The sequence below is a fragment of the Paenibacillus sp. P13VS genome (assembly GCF_015143645.1).
GTDB lineage: Bacteria > Bacillota > Bacilli > Paenibacillales > Paenibacillaceae > Paenibacillus > Paenibacillus xylanilyticus_A.
Map to the genome: position 1 here is coordinate 1 of NZ_WYEV01000019.1, position 22,981 is coordinate 22,981.

26 protein-coding genes and 1 riboswitch are annotated in these 22,981 nt (G+C 46.3%); of the genes, 24 read left to right on the forward strand and 2 right to left on the reverse strand.

Annotated features, from left to right (window positions below; translation table 11 throughout):
* Positions 1-275: 275 nt before the first annotated feature.
* Positions 276-716, forward strand: a complete 441-nt coding sequence (locus tag GUA98_RS27465) for a hypothetical protein (protein WP_236146670.1) — start codon at positions 276-278, stop codon at positions 714-716.
* A 646-nt stretch (positions 717-1,362) separates the two neighbouring features.
* Here GUA98_RS27465 and GUA98_RS27470 read toward each other — a convergent pair.
* The gene (locus GUA98_RS27470) at positions 1,363-1,887 is read right to left on the reverse strand and encodes a hypothetical protein (RefSeq protein ID WP_153976412.1); all 525 of its coding nucleotides are present in this window, start codon (positions 1,885-1,887) and stop codon (positions 1,363-1,365) included.
* A 454-nt stretch (positions 1,888-2,341) separates the two neighbouring features.
* On the opposite strand from GUA98_RS27470, the gene GUA98_RS27475 reads away from it, so the two are divergent.
* The 12 genes from GUA98_RS27475 (at position 2,342) to rsmI (ending at position 11,801) form a co-directional block, all read left to right on the forward strand.
* Positions 2,342-2,527 carry a sigma factor G inhibitor Gin gene (locus tag GUA98_RS27475; RefSeq protein ID WP_095293335.1) on the forward strand — a complete coding sequence of 62 codons (186 nt, stop codon included), beginning with the start codon at positions 2,342-2,344 and terminating at the stop codon, positions 2,525-2,527.
* 282 nt (positions 2,528-2,809) lie between these two features.
* Positions 2,810-4,489: an aminotransferase class I/II-fold pyridoxal phosphate-dependent enzyme gene (locus GUA98_RS27480; protein WP_193725058.1), complete on the forward strand. Its 1,680-nt coding sequence runs from the start codon at positions 2,810-2,812 to the stop codon at positions 4,487-4,489.
* Between the two features lie 213 nt (positions 4,490-4,702).
* A complete protein-coding gene (locus tag GUA98_RS30320) occupies positions 4,703-5,074 on the forward strand; it encodes a CidA/LrgA family protein (RefSeq protein ID WP_227780169.1) in 372 nt (123 codons plus the stop codon).
* Complete coding sequence (locus tag GUA98_RS27490) at positions 5,050-5,742, forward strand: LrgB family protein (RefSeq protein ID WP_193725059.1); 693 nt, start codon at positions 5,050-5,052, stop codon at positions 5,740-5,742. Before GUA98_RS30320 ends, GUA98_RS27490 begins: the two co-directional genes overlap by 25 nt.
* 227 nt (positions 5,743-5,969) lie before the next feature.
* Positions 5,970-6,617, forward strand: coding sequence for a dTMP kinase (gene tmk, locus GUA98_RS27495; protein WP_153976416.1), 648 nt, complete (start codon positions 5,970-5,972; stop codon positions 6,615-6,617).
* A 59-nt stretch (positions 6,618-6,676) separates the two neighbouring features.
* Positions 6,677-7,006: a cyclic-di-AMP receptor gene (locus tag GUA98_RS27500; protein WP_017691391.1), complete on the forward strand. Its 330-nt coding sequence runs from the start codon at positions 6,677-6,679 to the stop codon at positions 7,004-7,006.
* 284 nt (positions 7,007-7,290) lie between these two features.
* A complete protein-coding gene (locus GUA98_RS27505) occupies positions 7,291-7,734 on the forward strand; it encodes a YaaR family protein (protein ID WP_153976417.1) in 444 nt (147 codons plus the stop codon).
* 9 nt (positions 7,735-7,743) lie between these two features.
* Positions 7,744-8,715 (forward strand): DNA polymerase III subunit delta', encoded by a 972-nt coding sequence (gene holB / locus GUA98_RS27510; protein WP_095293341.1) that lies wholly within the window; start codon positions 7,744-7,746, stop codon positions 8,713-8,715.
* 118 nt (positions 8,716-8,833) lie between these two features.
* Positions 8,834-9,634, forward strand: a complete 801-nt coding sequence (locus GUA98_RS27515; RefSeq protein ID WP_095293342.1) for a stage 0 sporulation family protein — start codon at positions 8,834-8,836, stop codon at positions 9,632-9,634.
* 28 nt (positions 9,635-9,662) lie between these two features.
* On the forward strand, positions 9,663-10,031 hold the full coding sequence (gene yabA / locus GUA98_RS27520) for a DNA replication initiation control protein YabA (protein WP_095293343.1): 369 nt from the start codon (positions 9,663-9,665) through the stop codon (positions 10,029-10,031).
* 99 nt (positions 10,032-10,130) lie between these two features.
* The gene (locus GUA98_RS27525) at positions 10,131-10,919 is read left to right on the forward strand and encodes a tRNA1(Val) (adenine(37)-N6)-methyltransferase (RefSeq protein WP_193725060.1); all 789 of its coding nucleotides are present in this window, start codon (positions 10,131-10,133) and stop codon (positions 10,917-10,919) included.
* On the forward strand, positions 10,920-11,801 hold the full coding sequence (gene rsmI, locus GUA98_RS27530) for a 16S rRNA (cytidine(1402)-2'-O)-methyltransferase (protein WP_193725061.1): 882 nt from the start codon (positions 10,920-10,922) through the stop codon (positions 11,799-11,801).
* A gap of 280 nt (positions 11,802-12,081) precedes the next feature.
* Here rsmI and GUA98_RS27535 read toward each other — a convergent pair whose 3' ends face one another.
* Positions 12,082-12,336, reverse strand: coding sequence for an AbrB/MazE/SpoVT family DNA-binding domain-containing protein (locus tag GUA98_RS27535; RefSeq protein WP_024633700.1), 255 nt, complete (start codon positions 12,334-12,336; stop codon positions 12,082-12,084).
* 318 nt (positions 12,337-12,654) lie between these two features.
* Here GUA98_RS27535 and GUA98_RS27540 point away from each other — a divergent pair, with 318 nt between their 5' ends.
* The 11 genes from GUA98_RS27540 (at position 12,655) to spoVG (ending at position 22,774) form a co-directional block, all read left to right on the forward strand.
* Entirely contained in the window at positions 12,655-13,932 is a 1,278-nt protein-coding gene (locus GUA98_RS27540) for an HD domain-containing protein (protein ID WP_193725062.1), read from the forward strand.
* 311 nt (positions 13,933-14,243) lie between these two features.
* Positions 14,244-15,014 carry a TatD family hydrolase gene (locus GUA98_RS27545; protein ID WP_193725063.1) on the forward strand — a complete coding sequence of 257 codons (771 nt, stop codon included), beginning with the start codon at positions 14,244-14,246 and terminating at the stop codon, positions 15,012-15,014.
* 242 nt (positions 15,015-15,256) lie between these two features.
* A riboswitch (cyclic di-AMP (ydaO/yuaA leader) is annotated at positions 15,257-15,510 on the forward strand.
* A 271-nt stretch (positions 15,511-15,781) separates the two neighbouring features.
* Positions 15,782-16,966 carry a 3D domain-containing protein gene (locus GUA98_RS27550; RefSeq protein ID WP_153976422.1) on the forward strand — a complete coding sequence of 395 codons (1,185 nt, stop codon included), beginning with the start codon at positions 15,782-15,784 and terminating at the stop codon, positions 16,964-16,966.
* Between the two features lie 152 nt (positions 16,967-17,118).
* Positions 17,119-17,664, forward strand: a complete 546-nt coding sequence (gene rnmV, locus GUA98_RS27555; protein WP_153976423.1) for a ribonuclease M5 — start codon at positions 17,119-17,121, stop codon at positions 17,662-17,664.
* A 13-nt stretch (positions 17,665-17,677) separates the two neighbouring features.
* A complete protein-coding gene (gene rsmA, locus GUA98_RS27560; RefSeq protein ID WP_415753063.1) occupies positions 17,678-18,571 on the forward strand; it encodes a 16S rRNA (adenine(1518)-N(6)/adenine(1519)-N(6))-dimethyltransferase RsmA in 894 nt (297 codons plus the stop codon).
* 62 nt (positions 18,572-18,633) lie between these two features.
* Positions 18,634-19,530: a sporulation peptidase YabG gene (gene yabG / locus GUA98_RS27565; RefSeq protein WP_153976424.1), complete on the forward strand. Its 897-nt coding sequence runs from the start codon at positions 18,634-18,636 to the stop codon at positions 19,528-19,530.
* 153 nt (positions 19,531-19,683) lie between these two features.
* Positions 19,684-19,959, forward strand: coding sequence for a biofilm formation stimulator Veg (gene veg, locus GUA98_RS27570; RefSeq protein WP_095293350.1), 276 nt, complete (start codon positions 19,684-19,686; stop codon positions 19,957-19,959).
* Positions 19,960-20,194: 235 nt separating this feature from the next.
* A complete protein-coding gene (locus GUA98_RS27575; protein ID WP_153976425.1) occupies positions 20,195-20,371 on the forward strand; it encodes a small, acid-soluble spore protein, alpha/beta type in 177 nt (58 codons plus the stop codon).
* A gap of 148 nt (positions 20,372-20,519) precedes the next feature.
* Positions 20,520-21,374: a 4-(cytidine 5'-diphospho)-2-C-methyl-D-erythritol kinase gene (gene ispE, locus GUA98_RS27580; protein WP_153980510.1), complete on the forward strand. Its 855-nt coding sequence runs from the start codon at positions 20,520-20,522 to the stop codon at positions 21,372-21,374.
* 98 nt (positions 21,375-21,472) lie between these two features.
* Complete coding sequence (gene purR, locus GUA98_RS27585) at positions 21,473-22,300, forward strand: pur operon repressor (protein ID WP_095293352.1); 828 nt, start codon at positions 21,473-21,475, stop codon at positions 22,298-22,300.
* A 189-nt stretch (positions 22,301-22,489) separates the two neighbouring features.
* Positions 22,490-22,774 (forward strand): septation regulator SpoVG, encoded by a 285-nt coding sequence (gene spoVG / locus GUA98_RS27590; RefSeq protein ID WP_017691372.1) that lies wholly within the window; start codon positions 22,490-22,492, stop codon positions 22,772-22,774.
* Positions 22,775-22,981 lie beyond the last annotated feature (207 nt).

Here is a 22,981-nt window from a genome sequence, read left to right on the forward strand (position 1 = left end):
ACACGACCGTTAAGCCCTCTAGCGCCGATGGTACTTGGACCGAAGGGTCCTGGGAGAGTAGGACGCTGCCAAGCAAAGAACCACTGCCGAAGATACTCGGTGGTGGTTTTTATTTGTTTTTAAAGCTGTATTAAGCGAATGCAAGCGTCAACAGAAGGTAACAGTATTGTTACAGAATATAAGTAGGAAATCAGTATAATAGGACTATGTTAAATATGCTAAAAGTACCTGACCACAGAGCTGTGAAATGTGCAGCTGTGAAAAGGAGGGTGTGTGTGTTAAGTTGGCGGAGACTTGGGCTTTATTCATTTCTTATGATTGGTTTGTTGGGTGTGCTTACAGGATGCGGTGATGCTGGACCTTCCTGGACTTCATATGAAGGCGCAGTCAACGAGAAGAGTTTCCCTGTACCGAAAGTAGCGAATAAATCGGACCAATCCGGAAACAATTCGGAGATGGACTATGTTCGATATACATTGTCTGGTATTAGTGAAAGTACCAGCTTGCCTGAAGTATATCTAGACGAGATTAAAAGCTGGGGCTGGACGGAGACACAAGCCAAGAGTACATCAAATACCTCAAACTCTCTTCGTGTGTTTGCTAAAGAGGGGCATATTGTGCATCTAGCTGTACATGATGGATTCTTTACGCTAATGGTACCTCGGAATGATACTGCGACAACAACGGTGAAATCCCTTGCTGATGATGAAGAGTAAGAGTACGGTTTGTTTTGTAACATTGTAATGTTCAGACGATACAAGTTCCCGTAAGCCTACGGGGGCTTTTTTTATTTCATTGATGAGAAGATACTGTGCGTTGCTGTAGAAGTCTAATGGAGTCCTTTCTAGAACCTGGCCTAAGATAAGATGAGTTGAGTTTCATGAGCTGCCTAGATTCTGCATGTACTACCAGGGGCTCCATGGAATTTGGTACTCCTATATTAGAGGGAGGGGGTTAAAGCAGCATTTATGAGCTTGTACGGATCTCAGTTATGGGAGAGCAAGACACTAGATAATGCGTAAAGACATGAACTGAGAATAGGTTTGCGGCGAAGAGAAGTAGGTATACTGCTTAATGGGGTACCGTTTAAACGGCTACAATGTCTGATCAATAGATAGAGGATGGAAACGGGAATAAAATATGTGGGGATAACCTTGATAGCTTGTACCCATGCTGTGGATAAAAGGAAGGCAACCCAGAACGAACAAAGGTTATCCACTGTGGATAACCTTGTTCGTTGTTAAAGAGTAGGAGAATGCTCGATGGCTTACGAAGATCATAGTTCATTTCCTAAGTCAAGTTGGAGCATGTTTTATGTATTGCACTCGTGCATATTGCTGTTTCATAAAAGAGGTAAAGGCGTTATTGCAGATAGTACGAAACGTCCTCTTCATTTAGTTTAATTAATCCGTCTTTGCGTTCACGTGAGAGAATCATAACCACGTACAGACGAGGGAAGAGCAACCACAGATGCCAGAAAATCAGTGATAGCGTGAAGGACAGCGGAGACCAGATCAAGCAAACCGTAATGATACATAGTCCAATCCAGCTCATGTTCAAATGTACTCTGACAAACATACGGTAGCTAAAGTGCTGATCCGGAATATAACCTAGCCAAGGCATGTGGAAGTTCCAGCGCCAGCGTTTGGCATAAGAGGCACGAACCAGAAGCAATACGGTTCTGGCAATGACGTAATGAATCCATAGGGTGATCGGCCCTGCCAGCAGAAAAAAGAAGAGGCCGGTCCAGGAGAATGCCAGTAAATTAAAGAAGAGCATAATGATAGGCAAGCTCAGATAGCTGTAGATGACACTGCGGGCAATAGCCTTTTTTTTCAGAAGCCGGTATTGATAAAATGTAGCTTTATTCTCCGGTTCAGCGGTCATACGATTACAAATCCTCCTTCTGGGATCACGTTTCGGGTGTGGACGTATGCTTTTACGTTGTTGTCATGCAAATGATCCATATGCGTATAGGAACCTTGGAAGCGCTATAGGGATGATGTACAAGTTTAGGAGCAGGAGACCTCATACAAGTATATCCACGAACATCCTGGCTGTCAGGTTCTGATGTATTATATATCGGCTGAAAATCAAAGTTTTTTTAAGATTATAGAATATTAGTTTTTAGTCATAAGAGGGAGGATATAACCATACGGGAAGCATCCGTGCAGAAAAGTACGAGCGGTATGCGATTTGTTGAACTTTTGAATCGGTACAGACACCCAATGGGGGGTGGGCGAATATATATATTTTACAGAAAGAAAGCACTATGAAAAGGTTTAAAATAATAGAAACTGTGCAATACTGATAGTAAACGTAAAACAAGGTGGGATGGTTGATGGAAGAACATACCGAACACACATGTATTATCTGCGAACAGAAAAAAAGAGAAGGCATTTTTATTGTATCTGAATTTATATGCGATGCTTGCGAAGCAGAGATGGTTCATACTGATGCACAGGATGCCAAATACAATTATTTTATACACCAAATGAAACAGATTTGGGTGCAAAAAAACGCATAATGACCATAAGCCGAAACATTCATTGATGTAGGTGTATTCAGGGGCCCATAGGGCCTTTTTCTGTTTTATATGGGGGATTGTAAAACAGAGGATCAGGAAGAGCCGTGGATTCGGAAAAAAGACTGATATAATAAAAATGAGGAGCAGAATAAGAGTAATCTTGTGCTTTTCACTGAATACCTAATTGAGAGAGGGACAGTTCGCAAAAGAGCCCTTATTATAATAGGAAGTTAAAGAGCAAACGTGAATCCAAATTTAATGATTATATAGGAAGGTAATTCTATGAAATACAAACCATATCATGCTCCTTTGTACGAGGCTCTGCTTCATTACAAGGAGTCGGGGAATCGTTCTTTTCATGTGCCTGGGCATAAGAATGGACAAGCTTATCGAAGTTGGATGAATCCAGAAAATAGGAAGCAGCACGGAAGTGCTGACGTTATGCCAACGGAGGCCTTTTTGGGCATGATGCAGATAGATGTAACGGAAATAACCGGTACGGATGATCTGCATCATCCAGAAGGAGTGATACTAGGAGCTCAACAGCTGGCTGCTGATTGTTTTGGTGCGGAGGAGAGCTTCTTCCTTGTGGGAGGAAGTACGGCTGGTAATTTGGCTATGCTGCTTACAGTGTGTGATGAGCCAAACAGCATCGTACTAGTACAACGTAATGTACATAAATCAGTCATTCATGGGCTGATGCTTGCTGGCGCCAGAGCTGTGTTTCTAGAGCCTCATGTTGATCCATCCAGCGGACTTGCCGTTATGCCGTCGGTAAAGACGGTTGAGGCTGCTGTCCAGGCATATCCTGAGGCCAAGGGAGTACTTGTTACTTTGCCGAATTATTACGGCATGGGCGCTGATCTGATGCCCATAGCCGACATATGTCACGCTGCTGGCATGCCACTGCTCGTGGACGAAGCGCATGGCGCGCATTATGGACTGCATCCAGATTTGCCTGCTTCAGCCTTGTCATGCGGAGCGGACGGGGTGGTGCAGTCGACCCATAAGATGCTGTCTGCCTTCACCATGGGAGCCATGCTGCACATTCAGGGACCGTTGTTGAATCGGTCCCTGCTGAGGCTGCGCCTGGCCATGGTGCAGAGCTCAAGCCCATCATACCCGGTGATGGCTTCGCTAGATCTTGCGCGCCGGCTGCTGCATGTGCAGGGCGCAGACACCTTCACGGCGGGGCTTGCCGCCGTGGATGCCTTCAAGCGCGGCCTTGCAGAGCTGCCGCGCTTTCAGCTGCTGCAGCCTGTGCAGGCGCTGCAGCAAGAGCCGCCAGCCGAGGCAGAGCCGGCTGCTGGCGGTAACATGGCCGCCGATGCATCGGGGCGGCCGACAACACCTCCCGCGGCGGCGATGCCATCTGCCGCGGGCTATACCGCTCAGGACCCGTTCAAAGCCGTCATATATGACGGGGCGGGGGTACTGAGCGGTTATGGGCTGCAGCAGCAGCTGGAAGCATACGGCTGCGTGCCCGAGATGAGCGACGAACGGTACGTCGTCCTGCTCTTCAGCCTTGGCTCAACGTTAAGTGACGCTGAGCACCTGCTGCATGCGTTAGAGCACATTAGTCAGGCTAATGAGAATGAGCTTAGGCAAGGCTTGAATGAGTCATCAGCGCAAGCTGCGAAGAAGGCAGTTCACTATATTTCCACGTGGAACAATTTACAAGATACGTCCGTGGAGACCGTCTCAGAGCCTATTTCGTTTTCCTTGCAATCTATATCAGAAAAAGATACAGCAGAAGTTAAACTGGAACACTGTGCAGGCTATCGATCCGCTGAGATGATTATTCCTTATCCTCCTGGAATCCCAATTCTATATGCCGGGGAACGAATAAGTCCTGCTGCAGTAAAACGTATACAGCTTCTGAGGGACGAAGGTGCGAGGTTTCATGGCGCAGCGGATGGTACTCTTCGATCATTGAAGATCATAAAGGAAGGGCAGAAGTGAAGTTAAACCAAAAAGTGTGGGGATGATACTTACTACTCATTACGTACTCACTAACTTTATTCACTAACTCTTTCTTTCATTAACTCATCACTCAATCATTCTATTATTCGTAACATCTAAGACATCATGTGCGGTCTGAACATAAGAAAGAAGGGAATTATTTTGGATATTCCGATAAAGAAATATACAGGAATAGTCCTGCAAGTCATGTTAATGTATGGCTTTTATTGGATAGGAACCTGGATACAGTCTATATTACATCTACCTTTAACAGGCAGCATTGTGGGCATGCTGCTATTGTTCATGGTCATTCAAATGGGTTGGATCAGAATCAGCTGGGGAAATGAAGGTTCATCCTGGCTCCAGTCCAATCTGCAGTTATTGTTTATCCCACCTACGGTAGGCATCATTAATCACTTTGATTTTTTTACTGCAAGTACAATCCTGCTTGTGTTGGGATTGATCCTCAGTACCCTAATCACTTGCTTGCTATCTGCCAAAATTGGTGAGTGGCTCATGACGTGGATAAGATCGCATCGAGACAAGAAGGAGGCGATCCCATGTCAACATTCATCATCGGAATAGCTATGATTGCTCTGACTGTGGCCTTGTATATCCCGGCGACTCGTTTATATAAGCGGATAAAGTGGCCTATTCTCATGCCAGTACTCACAACAACGGCAGTCATTGTAGTCATTCTGCTTATTACAGGAATTAATCTAGATACCTATATGCTGGGTGGCAAATGGATACAGGATCTTCTGGGGCCTGCGGTCGTTTCCTTAGCCTTCCCTTTATCCAAACACATGGATGTGCTGAAACGGAACGTCATTCCCATTCTGGGTGGTACGCTTGGAGGAAGCATCGTAGGGATGTTTACCGGAGCATCGGTAGCTCTGCTGCTTGGTTACCCCAAAGATATCGTGATCGCCTTACTGCCAAAGTCAGTCACTACACCTGTTGCCATCCAGTTGGCAGATCAGGCAGGAGGCAATGCTTCATTTACGTCCTTATTTGTAATGATTGCCGGTTTTTCGGGGATTTTACTTGGGCCGCTGATGATGAAATGGATTCGAATAAAGGATAATAGTGCCTATGGCATTGGACTCGGTTCAGCTTCTCATGCACTTGGTATGGCCAGATCTTTTGAATATGGCGAGAATGCTGTAGCATTAAGCTCCGTCTCCATGATTGTCAGTGCGATAGCCGGATCATTGTTCCTTCCCTTATGGGTATCCATTATCTATGGTTGACCGGTTATCTCTATTGAAAATATTGGCGGAATAGCTGACCGCTATCGCTTGATCATGTATAGTATTATAGTAAGAAGCTTGTACAATATGGCCCAAGCGACGATACCATGATCATGAACATACACCTCTGGGCGTGTCATTTCATAATCTGAAGTAGAAAGATCAGAGCCATATAACATTCACAGCAGAGTAAGATGCCATTATCGACATAGAAAGCAGGGAAGCATATGCAGGGCAGAGGTAAATTCATTACGTTGGAGGGGGGAGAAGGGTCCGGTAAAACGACGATGATCAGCAGATTGGGTTCTTACTTCGAGGAACAGGGTATACCTTACGTAGTTACTCGGGAACCTGGCGGGATCGAGATCGCGGAGAAAATACGTGCTATTATCCTTGACCCTCTCCATACGGCAATGGATGCGCGTACCGAAGCACTGCTCTATGCAGCTGCACGCAGCCAGCATTTAGCCGAGAAAGTGGAACCGGCGCTCAAGGAAGGCAAGACGGTCATCTGCGACCGCTTTGTCGACAGCAGTCTGGCATATCAAGGTTATGCACGCGGGCTCGGAATAGAGAATGTCTGGGCCATTAACCGGTTCGCAATAGGTGAGCTCATGCCGGATGTTACACTATATCTGGACATCGAGCCTGAAGCAGGTCTTGCCCGGATCGATGCCCATGATGGACGTGAGGTAAACCGTCTCGATCTAGAGAGTCTGGAATTCCATCGTAAGGTTAGGGAAGGGTACTTCCTTTTAAAGGAACAATTCCCGGAACGAATCCAGGTTATTGATGCTTCCAGACAGCCTGATGAAGTCGCAGCAGCATTGATTTTGTCGCTGGAGACAGGGATTTTGAAGGATTTTGGCGAGTAATTGTCTAATATATAGACAGGGCATTTCTAAGGTGCTTATTCTGAAGGAGGTTATGCAGGATGAAACTGATTGTTGCGATTATACAGGATAAAGACAGCAACCGATTATCCAGCGCATTGGTCAAAGCTAATTTTCGGGCAACGAAATTGGCCAGTACCGGTGGATTTTTGAAGGCAGGCAACACGACGTTTATGATCGGTGTCGATGATGGTCAAGTCGAGTCCGTAATGAATGTCATTCGCAGCAGCTGTAAGGTTCGTGAACAGCTCGTGACTCCGGTCACACCGATGAGCGGAACAACCGACTCTTACCTGCCGCTGCCTGTTGAAGTCCAAGTGGGCGGAGCTACTGTGTTTGTTCTGCCAGTGGATCGTTTTGAACACTTCTAATCATGCGTTTTGTGTCTATGATGCAAAATGATTGCTAGTGTTCTTAGGCGACTTATATGCGTCCTTCCTGATAGCAGGAATCGGCGCTTTCCGTCCGAAATTAGGCCATCTTATGAAGGGAATGCTTTCTTTCGGGCGGAAGTTGATTACCAAGCAGGTTAATGGTGGCAAGTTTTATCTACCATTATATATAGAGACTCATACAAGGGTATCTTCCACGCACAGGCGCAGCGCGCACTGTGCTGATGGTCGATGGTCTACTATAATAGAAAGCGGGCATATCGATGAAAATCAATCCTGGATTTAGACCGATGCAGAGCGGAATCAATTCTACTGACTCCAGTTCCAAACCGGTTCAATCCAAAAGCTTCTCTGACATGATGAACCACCAGGGCGAACGAGCCTCACAAGCCGAGCTTAACCGCCGACTAAGTGAAATTCAGATGCAGGGCGATCGCTTGGCTCGTTCCATGACGATTCGTGAACTGAAAGCATACAAGCAGCTTGTCAAAAGATTTCTGGAAGAAACGGTTCGCCGGGGTGTATCCATGAAAGAGACCAGAGGATGGGATCGACGGGGCAGAGGCAAAAGATACAAGTTAATTGATGAAATCGACTCTGCGCTGTTATCCATGGCTGATGAACTGCTCGAAACAGAAGAAGGTAAAATCACGTTATTACAACAAGTAGGAGAAATTCGGGGAATGCTTATTAATTTAAGCTTCTGAGGAGGAAGTATGTCCTTTCAACAAATTATGGGTCAGCAGGCAGCCAAGCAGATGTTGCAGAGCAGCTTGAGACGCCAGGCAATCAGCCATGCGTATTTGTTTAGCGGGCCAGCGGGCAGCGGGCAGCTGAAGACAGCGGTCACGTTTGCCAAAGCCATATTCTGTACAGAGCTTGAAGATGATGCCTGCGGACAATGTCTGGAGTGCCGTAAGGTCGAGCATGGTAATCATCCGGATTTAACGATGCTTGCACCAGATGGAAACAATATTAAAATTGATCAGATTCGGGATCTGCAGCGTATTTTCTCATACCGTTCAGAGGCTGGCCATCCCAAAGTTTATATTATAGAACAGGCAGAAAAAATGACCGTACAGGCAGCGAATAGTCTGCTGAAGTTCCTGGAAGAGCCACAGGTGCCTGCGGTAGGAATTCTGATTACGGACAATGGTCAAGCCATGCTTCCGACCATCCGTTCACGCTCACAGCTTGTTCCTTTCAGTGCACTGAATCCTGAAGAAATGCTGCAAGCTTTGATTGCGGAGGGGCATCCGGCCAATCTTGCACGTTCAGCGGTTCATTTGGCGTCAGGACTCGAATCATGTAGAGAAATTCTCCAGCAGAATTGGTTTGCAGAAATTAGAAACGTAATGTTACAATTAGGGAAGGAGTCCCTGGGTAGAGGCAGCACATCATTAATCTCTGCACAGCAGAAGCTTTTTAAAACCGGACTCTCAGAACATCTGGATATTATGCTTAGTCTATTCCATTTATGGTTTAGGGATATGCTGTATGTCCAGCACGGTAGGCATGAACATATCGTTTTTATAGATCAGTTGGACATGCTGTCTCAGTTGGCTAATACCCGCAGCACGGAGCAGTGGGTGTCCTATATGGATTTGGCCGCAGCATGCAGAAAAAAATTGCGTTTCAACGTCAATGGCCAGCTTTGTCTGGAGCAATTTTTGATCGGTTTGGCATAAGGCTGGGGAGAGGACAGTTTTTGTTCCATTCATATGCAAACGGTTATTACTTCGGAGGGTTCCCTAAGAAGACAGGGCTTCAGACGAAGTGGGATTGGCTTACAAGGGGGTTAATTTTTTGTATAGTGTAGTGGGTGTCCGTTTCAAAAAAGCGGGCAAAATTTATTACTTCGATCCCCTGGACCTTCCCATTGAGAAAGAAAACTGCGTTATTGTGGAGACAGCGCGGGGGGTAGAGTACGGTAAGGTAGTTGTTGGCAAGAAGGAAGTAAGCGAGTCCGATGTGGTGCTGCCACTCAAAAAGGTCATTCGGGTTGCGGGAGATACAGATGCCCGTGTGGTGGATGAGAACAAGCGGGCAGCCAAAGAAGCATTCGGTACTTGTTTAAATAAAATCAAAGACCATGGCCTCAAGATGAAGCTGGTCGATGTGGAATTTACGTTTGATCGCAACAAGATCATTTTTTATTTTACAGCTGAAGGAAGAGTGGATTTCCGGGAGCTGGTTAAGGATCTGGCAAGCATTTTCAGGACACGGATCGAGCTGCGGCAGATTGGTGTACGGGATGAGGCCAAGATGCTTGGAGGAATCGGACCTTGCGGCCGTGTATTATGCTGTTCTTCCTGGCTGGGAGACTTTGAGCCGGTATCCATCAAGATGGCCAAAGATCAGAGCCTGTCACTGAATCCGACGAAAATTTCAGGGTTGTGCGGAAGACTCATGTGCTGTCTGAAATTTGAGCATGATAACTATGAAAGTGTGAGAGAAGAACTGCCGGCTGTAGGCAAGTTGGTCGTCACCTCTATGGGTGAAGGGAAAGTTGTCGGCATCAATGCCGGTAATCGCACAGTCCATGTTCAACTGTTCGACATCAGTAAAGTCAAAGAACTTCCGCTGGATGACGTCGTTATCAAGTAAACCATAAAGGTTGCTTCGGGGTGGAAACTTGGAAAAGAAAAATCTGTTTACGCACATTCATGAAATGGAAACCCAATTGGGTCAGTTGCACAGTGATTTAGGAGAGTTAAAAATGATTGTCAAAGAGCTGCTTGAAGATAATCAGCGGCTTACGATTGAGAATGAGCAGCTACGCAAACTGCTCAAGCGTGAGGCTCCGGTAGATCTGCCTGTTTCATCTGCTCTGGCCCCAGCTGCTAGACCGGCAGGTCCAGCTACAGGTGAAGATGTGGTAGGTGAAGGATATGATAATCTGGCCCGGCTGTATCACGAAGGATTCCATATCTGCAATGTCTATTACGGACATTTGCGGACGGAAGGCGATTGTCTGTTCTGCCTGTCTTTTTTGAATAAATGAAGTGACCGTAGGGAAGATCCCCTACGGTTTTTTTTCAAGGTTATAGACCTAAACTAATGCTAAAATGCGATATAGAGTACCGGAGGATGAACGTATCATATGACAGCCAATGAAGCTAAAGAAGTAATTTTGCATGAATCAGAACGGATTGATGATCTGCTCTCTCATGATTTGAAAATCATTCAAAGTGATGAAGTATTCAGTTTTTCCATGGATGCCGTATTGCTAGCACGATTTGCTTCTGTTCCTAAACGAGGCCGTGTACTCGATTTATGTACAGGAAATGGGGTTGTTCCCATTCTGCTGACAACGCGTACGCAGGCTACCCTGGAAGGAATCGAGATTCAGCCAAGGCTGGCTGATATGGCACGGAGAAGCGTGAAGCTGAATGCTCTGGACCAATCGATCACAATTCATGAAGGCGACCTGCGGGAACTGGTGAAACAGACAGGACATGCTGTCTATGACGCGATTACTGTGAATCCGCCATATATGCCGCTGAATGGAAGTGACCTTAAAATGAATACACACCAAGCCATGGCACGTCATGAGTTGGGATGTACATTGGAGGAAGTAATTCAGGCATGTAATCGTCTCGTGCGTAATGGAGGAAAGGTATCCATGGTTCACCGCCCTCAACGGCTCGGGGAGATTATCTCTCTGATGAGGGAGTACAGGCTTGAGCCGAAGCGGATCCGAATGGTTCATCCACGCGCTCACCTCGAAGCCAATATGGTGTTAATCGAAGCGCTGAAGGATGGCAAACCCGAAGTGCGCATGCTTCCGCCCCTCATTGTCTACAATGAAGAAGGAACCTACTGCGATGAAATTATGGATATTTATTACGGATCACAACAACCAACGGGTACTACGGAAGGAGGAGTGTAAATGACACTGCACATTCAAAAAAGTTATACGGAAACCCATGATGGTCAGGGTAAATTATATTTGGTTGGAACACCGATTGGGAATCTGGATGATATGACATTTCGAGCAATTAAGACACTGCAGAGTTGTGATATTATTGCGGCAGAAGATACAAGGCAAACCCGAAAGCTGCTCACTCATTTTGAGATCACCCCTTCCATGTTGTTTAGTTATCATGAACATAATAAGGCGGCAAGTGGCCCTGAACTGATACGCTATATAATAGAAGGAAAAAATTTGGCACTGGTCAGCGATGCTGGTTTGCCAGCCATTTCAGACCCGGGTTCTGATCTGGTACAACTAGCCATTGAGGCAGGAATTCATGTTATTCCGATTCCGGGTGCCAATGCAGCATTGTCTGCTCTAATTGTATCCGGACTACCGACGGAACGCTTTACGTTCGGCGGCTTTTTGCCGCGCGAGAAAAAGGATATGCGAAAAGTGCTGGAGGGTTTTGACGAATCTAACGGTACCTTGTTGTTTTATGAGTCTCCGCATCGTATTCGCAAAACGTTGGTCAATCTGGAAGAAATTCTGGGGGATCGTTCGGTTGTGCTGGCTCGTGAGCTGACGAAGCGACATGAGGAATTTGCACGTGGCACGGTTCGCGAGTGCATAGACTGGCTGGAGGAGCATCCGCCGCTTGGAGAGTACTGTTTGCTTGTAGAAGGCATTAAGGAACAGGAGCGTAAAGCAGAGCGTGAAGCCTGGTGGCAGCCATTGTCCCTGGAGGACCACGTCAGCCACTATGAAGGCGAAGGACTTCACCGCAAAGATGCGATGAAAAAAACAGCAGCAGACCGAGGGTTAACGAAACGTGATGTATATAACGCGCTGATCTAATCCTCTGCATGATCCAAACATACGGTTAAATAGGGGAACATAACCTGAAAAGTTTCTTATTGGAAACCTTAGCGAAATATTAAAAGTCCAAGGCGGTGTAAAAATTTTTTTTGGATTTTTCACCGCTTTCCAAGTTATAGATGAGCTGCATCAGGGTTTGTCCCAAATGGGGTAATAAAAAAAAGACCTTCCAACGGTGGGGTTCACACCGGGAAGGCAAGTAAGGAATATAAAAAGGTTAGAATTAACAATTCAATAAGTCCATTATACCTGAAATTTCTTATTTTGTCACAGGTGCAGGAATTTCGGAAATACATTCGTTACAAACGATTTTACCTTTGAAGTATGTAACGTTCTCAGCGTTACCACAGAAGATACAAGCTGGCTCGTATTTTTTCAACATGATGCGCTCACCGTCAACATAGATTTCCAGAGCATCTTTTTCACCGATACCCAGTGTACGGCGCAATTCGATTGGAATAACTACCCGTCCCAGTTCGTCTACTTTTCTAACAATACCTGTTGATTTCATCATTATAATCAGTGCTCCTCTCAGCTACTTATCTTTGTCATTATTCGACATTATTTTATGTTTTATGATACTCATCATACCAACGATTCCCAAAACAGTCAACCTTAAAATTAGCTTAAAATTAAGGCTGTTTTTGATAAGATTACGGTTGGCAAGGGGTTAAGGGCGATTTTTCATATTTAAACCTCAATGTCAGGTTTGTCGATTTGGAAAACATTAAAAGTACCTTATTCGACAAAATTCGTCATTATGTGTCGAATAATCGGGCTAATTAAGGCTGAAAGCGACAAACACAACTCAAAAACAAGGGAGCGAAGCGACATGGAACAGCGTTTAACCGAAGAGAAAGTGTTTAAAGATCCGGTACATAATTATATTCATGTGCAAGATCCGATAATATGGCAGTTAATCAATACCCCAGAGTTTCAGCGCTTGCGACGGATCCGTCAATTGGGAACATCCTATCTGACTTTTCACGGTGCTGAACACAGCCGGTTTTCACACTCATTGGGCGTTTATGAAATTACACGGAAGATTATCTCTCAATTTGAAAGAAGTCACTACTCCGATTGGCCTAAGGAAGAAAAAGCCGTTGCTCTCTGCGCTGCATTATTGCATGACTTGGGTCACGGGCCATTCTCTCACTCCATTGAAGAAGCCTTCGACATGAATCATGAGGATTGGACCTGCCGAATTATTCTTGGCGATACCGAGGTGGGGGCGATCCTGAGACGGTATGCTCCCGATTTCCCGGAGAAGGTGGCATCTGTAATTCAGAAAACTTATGAAAAGCCAATCGTCGTGAATTTGGTCACTAGCCCGCTTGATGCAGACCGGATGGACTATTTGCTTCGGGATGCTTACTTTACAGGTGTAAACTACGGAACCATCGACCTTGACCGCATCCTGCGAATGCTTCGTCCTTATCACGGGAGAATTGTAGTCAAGGAATCCGGTATGCATGCCGTGGAAGACTACTTGATGTCACGTTACCAGATGTACTGGCAAATTTACTTCCATCCGGTGACTCGAAGCTCCGAAATTATTCTGAGACAAATATTTAAGCGTGCAAAAGAGCTGGTAAAGCAGGGGTTCCCATTCCGTTTCATGCTGGAGCCATTGCCGCAGCTGTTTGCAGGAGTGCTCTCTGTTGATGAATATCTGCAATTGGATGAGGCTTTAATCCAGACCACATTCATGCAGTGGCGTAAAGAGAACGATTCTGTTCTAAGCGAGTTATGCGAACGTTTTATGGATCGCAGGTTGTATAAGTATGTAGAGGTTGAACAGATCGATGTGGAAACGATTGAAGAAATTCGGGCTGCCTTTGCCAAAGCGGGTCTTCATCCCGAATATGATCTGGAAATTGATTTTCCGACGGATCTTCCGTATGATGTTTTTCGTCCGGATGAATCAACAGACAAACAGATTCTGCTGCTGGATAGACAGGACAAGCTGCATGAATTATCCGAGGTTTCGGACATCGTCCGTTCAATCAGCGGAATACATCGGGGTAAGCATCATCTGTACTATCCGCAAAACAAGGTGGACGCCATCATTCACGAGCTGCCATCTCATATTCGCCCATACTTCTCATGATCATGAAGTGAGCTGTGAGGAGCAAAATTATTACAAATTAGCTATGGCAGAAAGAGTTTCTATTTCGAGATATTATCATGATACAGTAATCTGCTTTAATGGAGAGTATATGTAGATCGACATAATTTTGTAATGTACACTTTTTTTTGAACAAATTGAGATCATAAGGGCTCCTATATATAGTAGAAATTAAATTTGTTAATTCCACATGTTGTACTCTAAAAAATCAATGATGATGATAAAATGAGCGCATTTTATAGAATTTTGATTGGGATCGAAAACAGTTATTCGACAGGAAGGGAGAAATACAAATGATGTTATTCGACACACATACACACCTGGATGCACCGCAATTCGACGAGGACCGCGAGGAGATGATTCAACGTGCTGTTGACGCCGGGGTTGGCCGTATGATCAATGTTGGTTTTAACCGGGAGACCATTCCATCCACGATGAAGCTTGCCGAAACGTATGATTTTATATATGCTGCTGTAGGCTGGCATCCTCAGGATGCCATTACGATGCAGGAGGGCGATCTCGAGTGGATTGCGTCTCTGTGCAAACATGAAAAAGTCGTTGCCATAGGCGAAATTGGCCTGGATTATTATTGGGACACTTCACCGAAGGATGTGCAGCATCGTGTTTTAAGACAACAGATCGGACTGGCTCGTGAACTCAATATGCCTATTGTCATTCATAATCGCGATGCTCATGAAGATATTGTCAGAATTTTGCGTGAAGAGAAAGCAGGAGAAGTCGGGGGTGTGATGCACTCTTTCTCAGGAAGCTGGGAAACGGCAAAACTCTGTCTGGATCTAGGGTTCCATCTATCCTTCGGTGGACCAATTACGTTCAAAAACGCCAAGCAGCCAAAAGAGGTACTGGCGAAGGTGCCAATGGACCGATTTTTCATTGAAACCGACTCCCCATATCTTACACCACATCCTTATCGTGGAAAACGAAACGAAACAGCGCATGTACGTCTGGTTGCAGAAGCAGCTGCGGAAATTAAAGGCATTTCGGTAGAGGAAATTGCTGCAATAACGACCAAAAATGCCATGGAACGATTTGGGATTCGTTAAAAAACGAAGCAAATGCGGTGAAAAAGAGAGGTAGACGGAGCGAATTTGCTTTTTGATCCAAATAAATGAAGAATATTACAATATTTTAACCAAATATTTAGAAAAACGTACTTGAACAACGCTTTACAACATGCATCGAAACAGGATATCATCTTTTCAGTGAATTGTTGTGAGGAAAATTGGACAGATGTTCGGGGGATGAACAAAGGGACACTTTCCGATGACACAACAATACTTTTCATGAACCGATCTCGCTGAGTCTCCGTTAACGGAGAGCGGGGGAACCAATAGGGCTTAAACATCAGTGTAAGTAGCTGATGCGCATCGTTCGCTGACCCAAAAGCAGCGGATGCACTTGCGAAGCACTATTTGATTTCTTCTTTGGGTCTCGGGGTGAATTCAAGGGCATCCGCCATGAGCGGGTGACCGGAGATAGGGCGGCTCTCTTTCGCCCGAACCCGACAGCTAACCTCGCAAGCGGAAAAAGAGAGGCAACCTCGTGCATGAATTTCCGATATTCAAAATCATTCGGAAGCCACGAAAGAGTTCCTCTTACACTCTTTCTTTGGCTTTTTTGTTTTTGAATAAAAGAAATAAGGTCATCATACGGTAAGAATTCAGGTGGTGACATCATGTTGCGAAGAGTGGTTCATGGTGCAGAACCGGTCATTGAGATATCGATCAGTTCTGTAGAAAATTTGGTATAGTCGCGTCAAAGACATCATGCATTAACTTTAGACGGCGAGGCTATGAAGGAGGACGGAGAAGTGGGCACATTCCAACCAGAAGAGACCCATGAGTCACGATCATCCAGTAAGTCTTACGCGTTGCGGTGGAAGCATGAGAACATGCGTCAAATGGCACTGATCGCTATTTTCTCAATCGCGCTTACAATCATGATCTTGTTAGTCGTTTACGGTCAAGCCGGGAAACAAATTTCGCTGGTTATTGATGGCAAAGCTCAAGCGGTAGAGACTCGTACAGGAATGCTTCAAGAAATGCTGGAGGAGCAATCAATCACAGTCAGCCCCCATGATGAGGTATCCATGCCTTTGAACGGGGCAATCGCAGATGGAGACCGCATCGTTATTGAGCGGGCCGTTCCAGTCAACATTACGGCAGACGGAGACACCAAGACTCTGTATACAACCGATTCATCGGTAGAAGATGCAATTCAGAAATCTGGAATTGAAGTTGCAAGTGAGGATAAGGTTTATCCTGCGCTCGCAACACCAATCAAGGCAGATATGAAAATTCGCGTAGTGCGTGTAACAAAGCGTACAGTGGAAGTGGAACAGCCGATTGCGTACAAAGTAATCAAAACGGCTGACCCTAGCTTGTACAAAGGTGACAATCGCGTCATCGTAAACGGCAAAGAAGGTACACTTGTACAGCATATCGAAAAGGTGTTCCAGGATGGAGAGTTAGTCTCCAAAAAGATGGTGGGCAAATCGGTATCGACCAACCGTGTCGATAAAGTTATTGCTGTCGGAACCAAAGCAAAACCTGTTGTGAAGAAGCCGGAGATTCAGACGGTATCGGCCCAAACCTCCACAGCAAAGAAAGAAACGACAACGAACTCGAAGAAAACCGCTGCATCAGGCAGCAAAGTGATTACCGTCTCAGGCACTTCTTTTAAATATTCCAAAGTACTTAAAAATGTATCGATGACCGCGTACTCTTCTGAGGAGCCTGGCATTGGTACAAAAACAGCTTCCGGTACCCGGGTAACTGAAGGACGGACCATTGCGGTCGATCCAAAAGTGATTCCGATCGGCTGGTGGGTGTATATTGAGGGCCTCGGCTTCCGTCGTGCGGAAGATACTGGCGGCGCCATTAAAGGCAACAAAATCGATGTGTATTATGACAGTGTAAAGCATGCCCTGAATTTCGGACGTAAGAAAGGCAAGACGGTATATGTGATCGGTCCGGTTAAGCCGGAAGCGAACTAAAATCGTTTTACTTTGAAATGGGAATGCTATAAAATAGTTGCATGAATGAATCATGCGGAATATGCGGCGGTGGAGTCTGAATAGGCTCGCCGCCGTTTGGCAGAGAAGAGGATATTCCTCTTCTTTTTGCGTTAGAAAGGAAGAAATGGAACATGATAAAAGAAGTCATTGTGGTAGAAGGACGCGACGATACCGTCGCCATCCGGCGGGCTGTTGAGGCAGACACCATAGAGACCGGCGGATCAGCCATTAACCAGCGAATCCTGAAGCGAATTGCACTGGCACAGGAAAGACGCGGTGTAATTGTTCTTACCGACCCGGATCATGCCGGTGAGCGCATTCGCAAAATCATTGCAAACAAGGTTCCAGGCTGCAAACATGCTTTTATTCCGGAAGCGGACGCAACCCGCAAAGGGGATATCGGGGTCGAGAATGCCTCACCTGAGGCAATCCGCCATGCGCTGGAGCGTGTGCATACCTCGTACGAGGGTGTACCGAGCCAGATCGATTGGGATGACTTGATTGCAGCAGGACTGATTGTGCACCCGCAGGCAGCTGCAAGGCGTATGGAGATGGGGAATCTGCTCGGCATAGGTTACTGCAACGGAAAGCAGTTCCACAAGCGGCTGGGTGTATTCCAAATTAGCCGGGAAGAGTTTTCTGCAGCATTATCGCAAATTGAACGTGAAGGATTGTGAGCGTATGAATGGCATGGATGAGACTTTGGAAATTGCAACACCCAAGCGAACGAAAGAGATAATTCAGAGACACGGTTTCTCCTTTAAAAAAAGTCTAGGTCAGAACTTTCTGATTGATCAAAATATATTGAACAAAATTGTAAATGCAGCAGATCTGGACGAGTCCAAGGGCGCACTCGAAATCGGCCCGGGGATTGGAGCACTTACGGAGAGACTGGCCCGAGCAGCCGGCCCTGTAACCGCGGTGGAAATCGATCAGCGTTTGTTACCGATCCTTGGAGAAGTAATGGAGCCTTATCCCAACGTTCGGATACAGCACGGCGATGTGCTGAAGCTGGACTTGGCAGAGCTTTTCCGCACAGACTTTGCTAGTGTGGGCAAGGTAAGTGTTGTAGCCAATCTGCCGTATTATGTGACGACTCCTATTATGATGAAACTGCTGGAAGAGAAACTGCCGGTAGACAGCATTGTTGTTATGATCCAGAAGGAAGTAGCAGAACGTATGGCAGCTGCACCCGGCTCGAAGGACTACGGAAGCTTGAGCATTGCTGTCCAATATTACAGTGTGCCTGAATTGGTTTGCATTGTGCCGCCAACCGTATTTATTCCGCAGCCCAATGTGGAATCAGCTGTCATCAAGCTCAAGGTTCGTGAGCAGCCCCCTGTCGAAGTGCCGAGTGAAGCGCACTTTTTCGAAGTGGTACAAGCCTCGTTTGCCCAGCGCAGAAAAACCATCTCGAACAATCTGAAAGCTCGCTTCTTCACCAAGGAGAATCGAGAGCAGGCGGATCAGTTACTGGAGCAGGCTGGCATTCAGCCGTCCAGACGGGGTGAGACACTTAGTCTGCAGGAATATGCGGCGCTAAGCACGGTAATGTGGGATGCAGGAATTCGTGCCGGCCTGTAAATAAATTCGGATGAACCAAACCGGGTCTTTGCCCATACGATGGGGTAGAGGTGATTATGTTGATGAATATCGGAGACTTGGTCGTTCGTAAGTCATACGGTGGAGATGTGACTTTTCGGGTGGAAGGCCTCCAGTTGGATAGCGCGGTCATTAAAGGGACCGAATTCCGGCTGCTTGCCGACTCCCCGGTGGACGATTTGATACAGGTTCCTTATGAACCGCAGAGTGCCAAGACCAGGCAGGCACATGTAAAAGCGCATCAGACACTCTCCAGGCTGCAGCAGAACCGGATTGAACAGGCGGAGCGCAACCGTGAAGGCCTGACGCTGGACTGGGCTGCACAGCGGGAGCCGGCTTATTTTGAAATGCCAGGCAAGGTGCTCCACTTGGATGGGGATCCAAATTACCTGAAGAAAAGTATGGCTCTCTATGAGCAGCTTCGTGTCCCGGCAGAGGGTCAATATGTCCATGAGTCAGCCATGGCTGATGCCCTGTATCGTCTTCTTCCCAAAGTTCAGCCTGACATTGTAGTCATTACGGGCCATGACGGAGTTCTGAAGACCCGTCAGCCTTACGACTTATACAGTCTCGGAAGTTACAAGAATTCGCAAAATTTTGTGGCAGCGATCCAGGTTGCAAGACAATATGAGCGCCATTTGGATGCACTAACGATCGTTGCAGGAGCATGTCAGTCCCATTTTGAGGCACTTCTGCGGGCAGGTGCGAACTTTGCCAGCTCACCAGGCCGAATTCTGATCCATGCCCTTGACCCTGTATATGTGGCCGCCAAGGCAGCCTTTACATCCGTTAGGGAAACGGTAAATATGAATGATATTCTGCATAACACGATTAGCGGCAGCCAGGGTGTAGGTGGTGTCGAAACACGCGGCAGTTACCGCGTTGGCCTCCCTGGTTTGAACGATTTATCTACACTTAAAGTTAACCCATCAGTCATCTGATATAGGTCAATTAAAGTCCCAATTTGGGGCTTTTTTCATTTGCAAAAAAATTCATTGACAGCAACTTTTCCATGCTGATATAATATTTAGTTTTGATTTGACATTGACTGTAAATTCAGGTATAATGGACAAGAAAAGAGGTGGTCGTCGACAATGGCTAAAAATACGCTGTTGGATATCAAACGCAATCTCGATGCTCATATAGGTCAAAAAATTATGTTGCGGGCTAATGGTGGCCGCCGTAAGACTATCGAGCGTACGGGTGTATTGGAAGAAACGTACCCTTCTGTTTTTATCGTCAAGCTTGATGAAGAGCAAGAAACGTTCAAGCGAGTCTCTTACAGTTATGCAGATATACTTACGGAGTCGGTGGAAGTCATGGTATTTAACCCAGGCGACCAGACGCCTAACTCCTATATGGAGACGTAAGCATCGTTTTACAGGCAGTTTGCCCCTTGGGGCGAACTGCTTTTTTATTTGTTTAGAATTACCGTCCAGACAGGCATCTGCAGGAATGAGGTTTAACCAGAAACGGCATACTATTTGAACAGGCCCATACTGATATTGCTGAACAGTTCATCGAAAAGGGTGGCTCTGAAGCTTTCAGGAAGAATCCTGGTGTAAATGGACTAATCAAAACTGCTACTTCAAGGAGGATGGTTTCATGAGCCGCAGAAGAAGAAGTGTGATGTCAGAAGAGCTCAAGTATGAGCTGGCAAAAGACCTGGGATTTTATGATACCGTACAGCAGGAAGGCTGGGGTGGCATCAAAGCCAAGGATGCAGGCAATATGGTGAAGCGTGCCATTCAGCTTGCTGAAGAGGCAGCACGCAAATCGTAATTCGATCTAGACGGTTTGGAGAGCGGGGCCTTCCACGAGGTTGACCTCGCTTTTTCCCCATGAATTCGGAATAAAAATGACTTGACAGCCCCATTTTGATATAATATGTTAAGTTGTCTTAGGGAAAAGGTGAGGACGGGTGAACGCCTTGAAAATTTACGAAAAAGCGCCTGCTAAAATTAATTTGATGCTGGACGTTTTACATAAACGAAGCGACGGGTTCCATGAAGTCGAGATGATCATGACCATGGTCGATTTGGCAGACCGGCTGGAAATGTCAGAACTGCCTCGCGATACGATATTTATCTCCAGTCAGGCGGGGTATATTCCGCTTGATGAGAAGAATCTGGCATTCCAGGCGGCCAGATTGATCAAAGAACGCTACGACGTGCGTACTGGAGTGCACATTCATCTGGACAAAAAAATTCCGGTGGCTGCCGGTCTGGCAGGCGGCAGCAGTGATGCTGCAGCTACGCTGCGCGGCTTGAACCGCCTCTGGCGTCTGAATATCCCAGATCATGAGCTCCAGGAGCTTGGAGCAGAGCTTGGTTCGGATGTACCTTTTTGTATTACAGGAGGTACAGCGCTCGCTACAGGCCGTGGAGAAAAACTGAAGCCAATACCTAACCCACCGCAATGCTGGGTCATCTTGGCGAAACCTCCAATCAATGTGTCGACAGCCGATGTGTACGGAAGATTCCGCAGCGATAAGATTGTTCGCCATCCGAGTGCGGCCAAGATGGAGCAGGCCATTCGTAATCATTCCTTTGCAGAGGTATGCGGACAGATGGGGAATGTGCTTGAGGATGTCACGCTTAAGCTGTATCCGGAAGTCCAGCATTTGAAGGATGCCATGATAAAGCTGGGTGCAGATGGGGTACTCATGTCGGGTAGTGGCCCAACCGTATTTGGGTTGGTCTCCAAGGAAGCGAAGGTTGCACGGATCTATAATGGGCTGCGCGGCTTCTGCAAAGAAGTGTATGCAGTACGCATGTTGACTTAGAATTCGCTTTTATAATGTACAAACACGTATAAAGGTGGTATATTTTTAAATAATTATTCGGATTTGGATGTTTTCCGTGATCGTGAGGATGGATCTCTGTGAAGAAATTAAAACGAAGCGCTAGGCTGGTTGAAATGACGCAGTATTTATTGTCAAGACCGCATACGGTTATTCCGTTAACCACTTTTGCCGAACGTTATGGTGCCGCGAAGTCGTCAATCAGTGAGGATTTGGCGATTATCAAGGAAGTGTTCGAAGAAGGCGGGTCGGGAGAACTGCAAACACTGGCAGGGGCTGCTGGGGGAGTTAAATGGATTCCGAAGGTGTCCAGAGAACATGCTCTGGCTTTTGCCGAACGACTAAGCAATCAGTTGGAGCAGCCTGACCGTATCTTGCCCGGTGGGTATCTCTATATGTCTGACCTGCTTGGACAGCCTGCATTAATGAATGAAGCAGGTAAAATATTTGCGACTGCTTTTGGCAACATGGATATCGATGTAGTCATGACGGTAGAAACGAAGGGCATTCCTCTGGCGTATGCGACTGGAGCCCAGCTTAACCTGCCTGTAGTGCTCGTGCGCAGGGACCATCAGGCTACGGAAGGATCGGCCGTAAGTATCAATTATGTATCGGGGTCCCATAAAAGTCTCCATACCATGTCCCTATCCCGCAGGGCGATGCGTGAGCATTCGAGGGTTCTGATCGTGGATGATTTCATGAAAGCCGGTGGAACGGTACAGGGCATGATTGATTTGCTCGCCGAGTTTAATGCAACGGTAGCAGGTGTAGGGGTGTTGGTAGAATCTGGTTCAGTTGATTCGGAAGAGCGTTTGCTGACCGATTACGTATCTCTTGCGCAGCTGACAGCCGTGGATGCAAAAAGCAGACACATTTCGGTGAAGCCTGGTAACTATTTTGACCTGTAGAAAGATGACGAATAACATGTCGGGAAAGGTTCTTTTCCATCGACCTGGCACTAACGTTGTCGAATTGTGTATTAAATAAAAAAAATTCCTGAAATTAGGACATTTTTGTGGTTATAAAAAGAAGGAGTTCGTATAGGCTGTGTGGAATTATACACCAAGTTCTGATGGAAAAAGGTGGTGAACACACACATGCAAATTACGGATGTCAGACTCCGCCGCGTTAACTCGGAAGGGAGAATGAAGGCTATCGCATCCATTACCATCGATAACGAATTCGTCGTTCATGACATTCGCGTCATTGATGGGAACAACGGAATGTTTGTTGCTATGCCGAGCAAGCGGACTCCTGACGGAGAATTCCGTGATATCGCCCACCCGATCTCTTCCGGTACTCGTGAGAAGATTCAGGCTGCTGTTTTGACTGAGTATGACCGCGCTGCAACTGAGGAAGAAGTCATTGAAGAAGGTGCCTGAGAACATTATTGGGGTTCGAAGGAAAAGAGAGCCATGTCTTATGGCTCTCTTTTCTTTTTGACCGGAATAAGATATATTCAGTATTGAGTTTATTCAAACAGGAACATTTAACAGCGTTATTGCTGGAAAATGTTGAAGGAAACATTAGCGCAGCGTGCGCTTGGTGACAGGGCGGCATCTTAAGAGTCATTGGGATTCGGTTAAGGC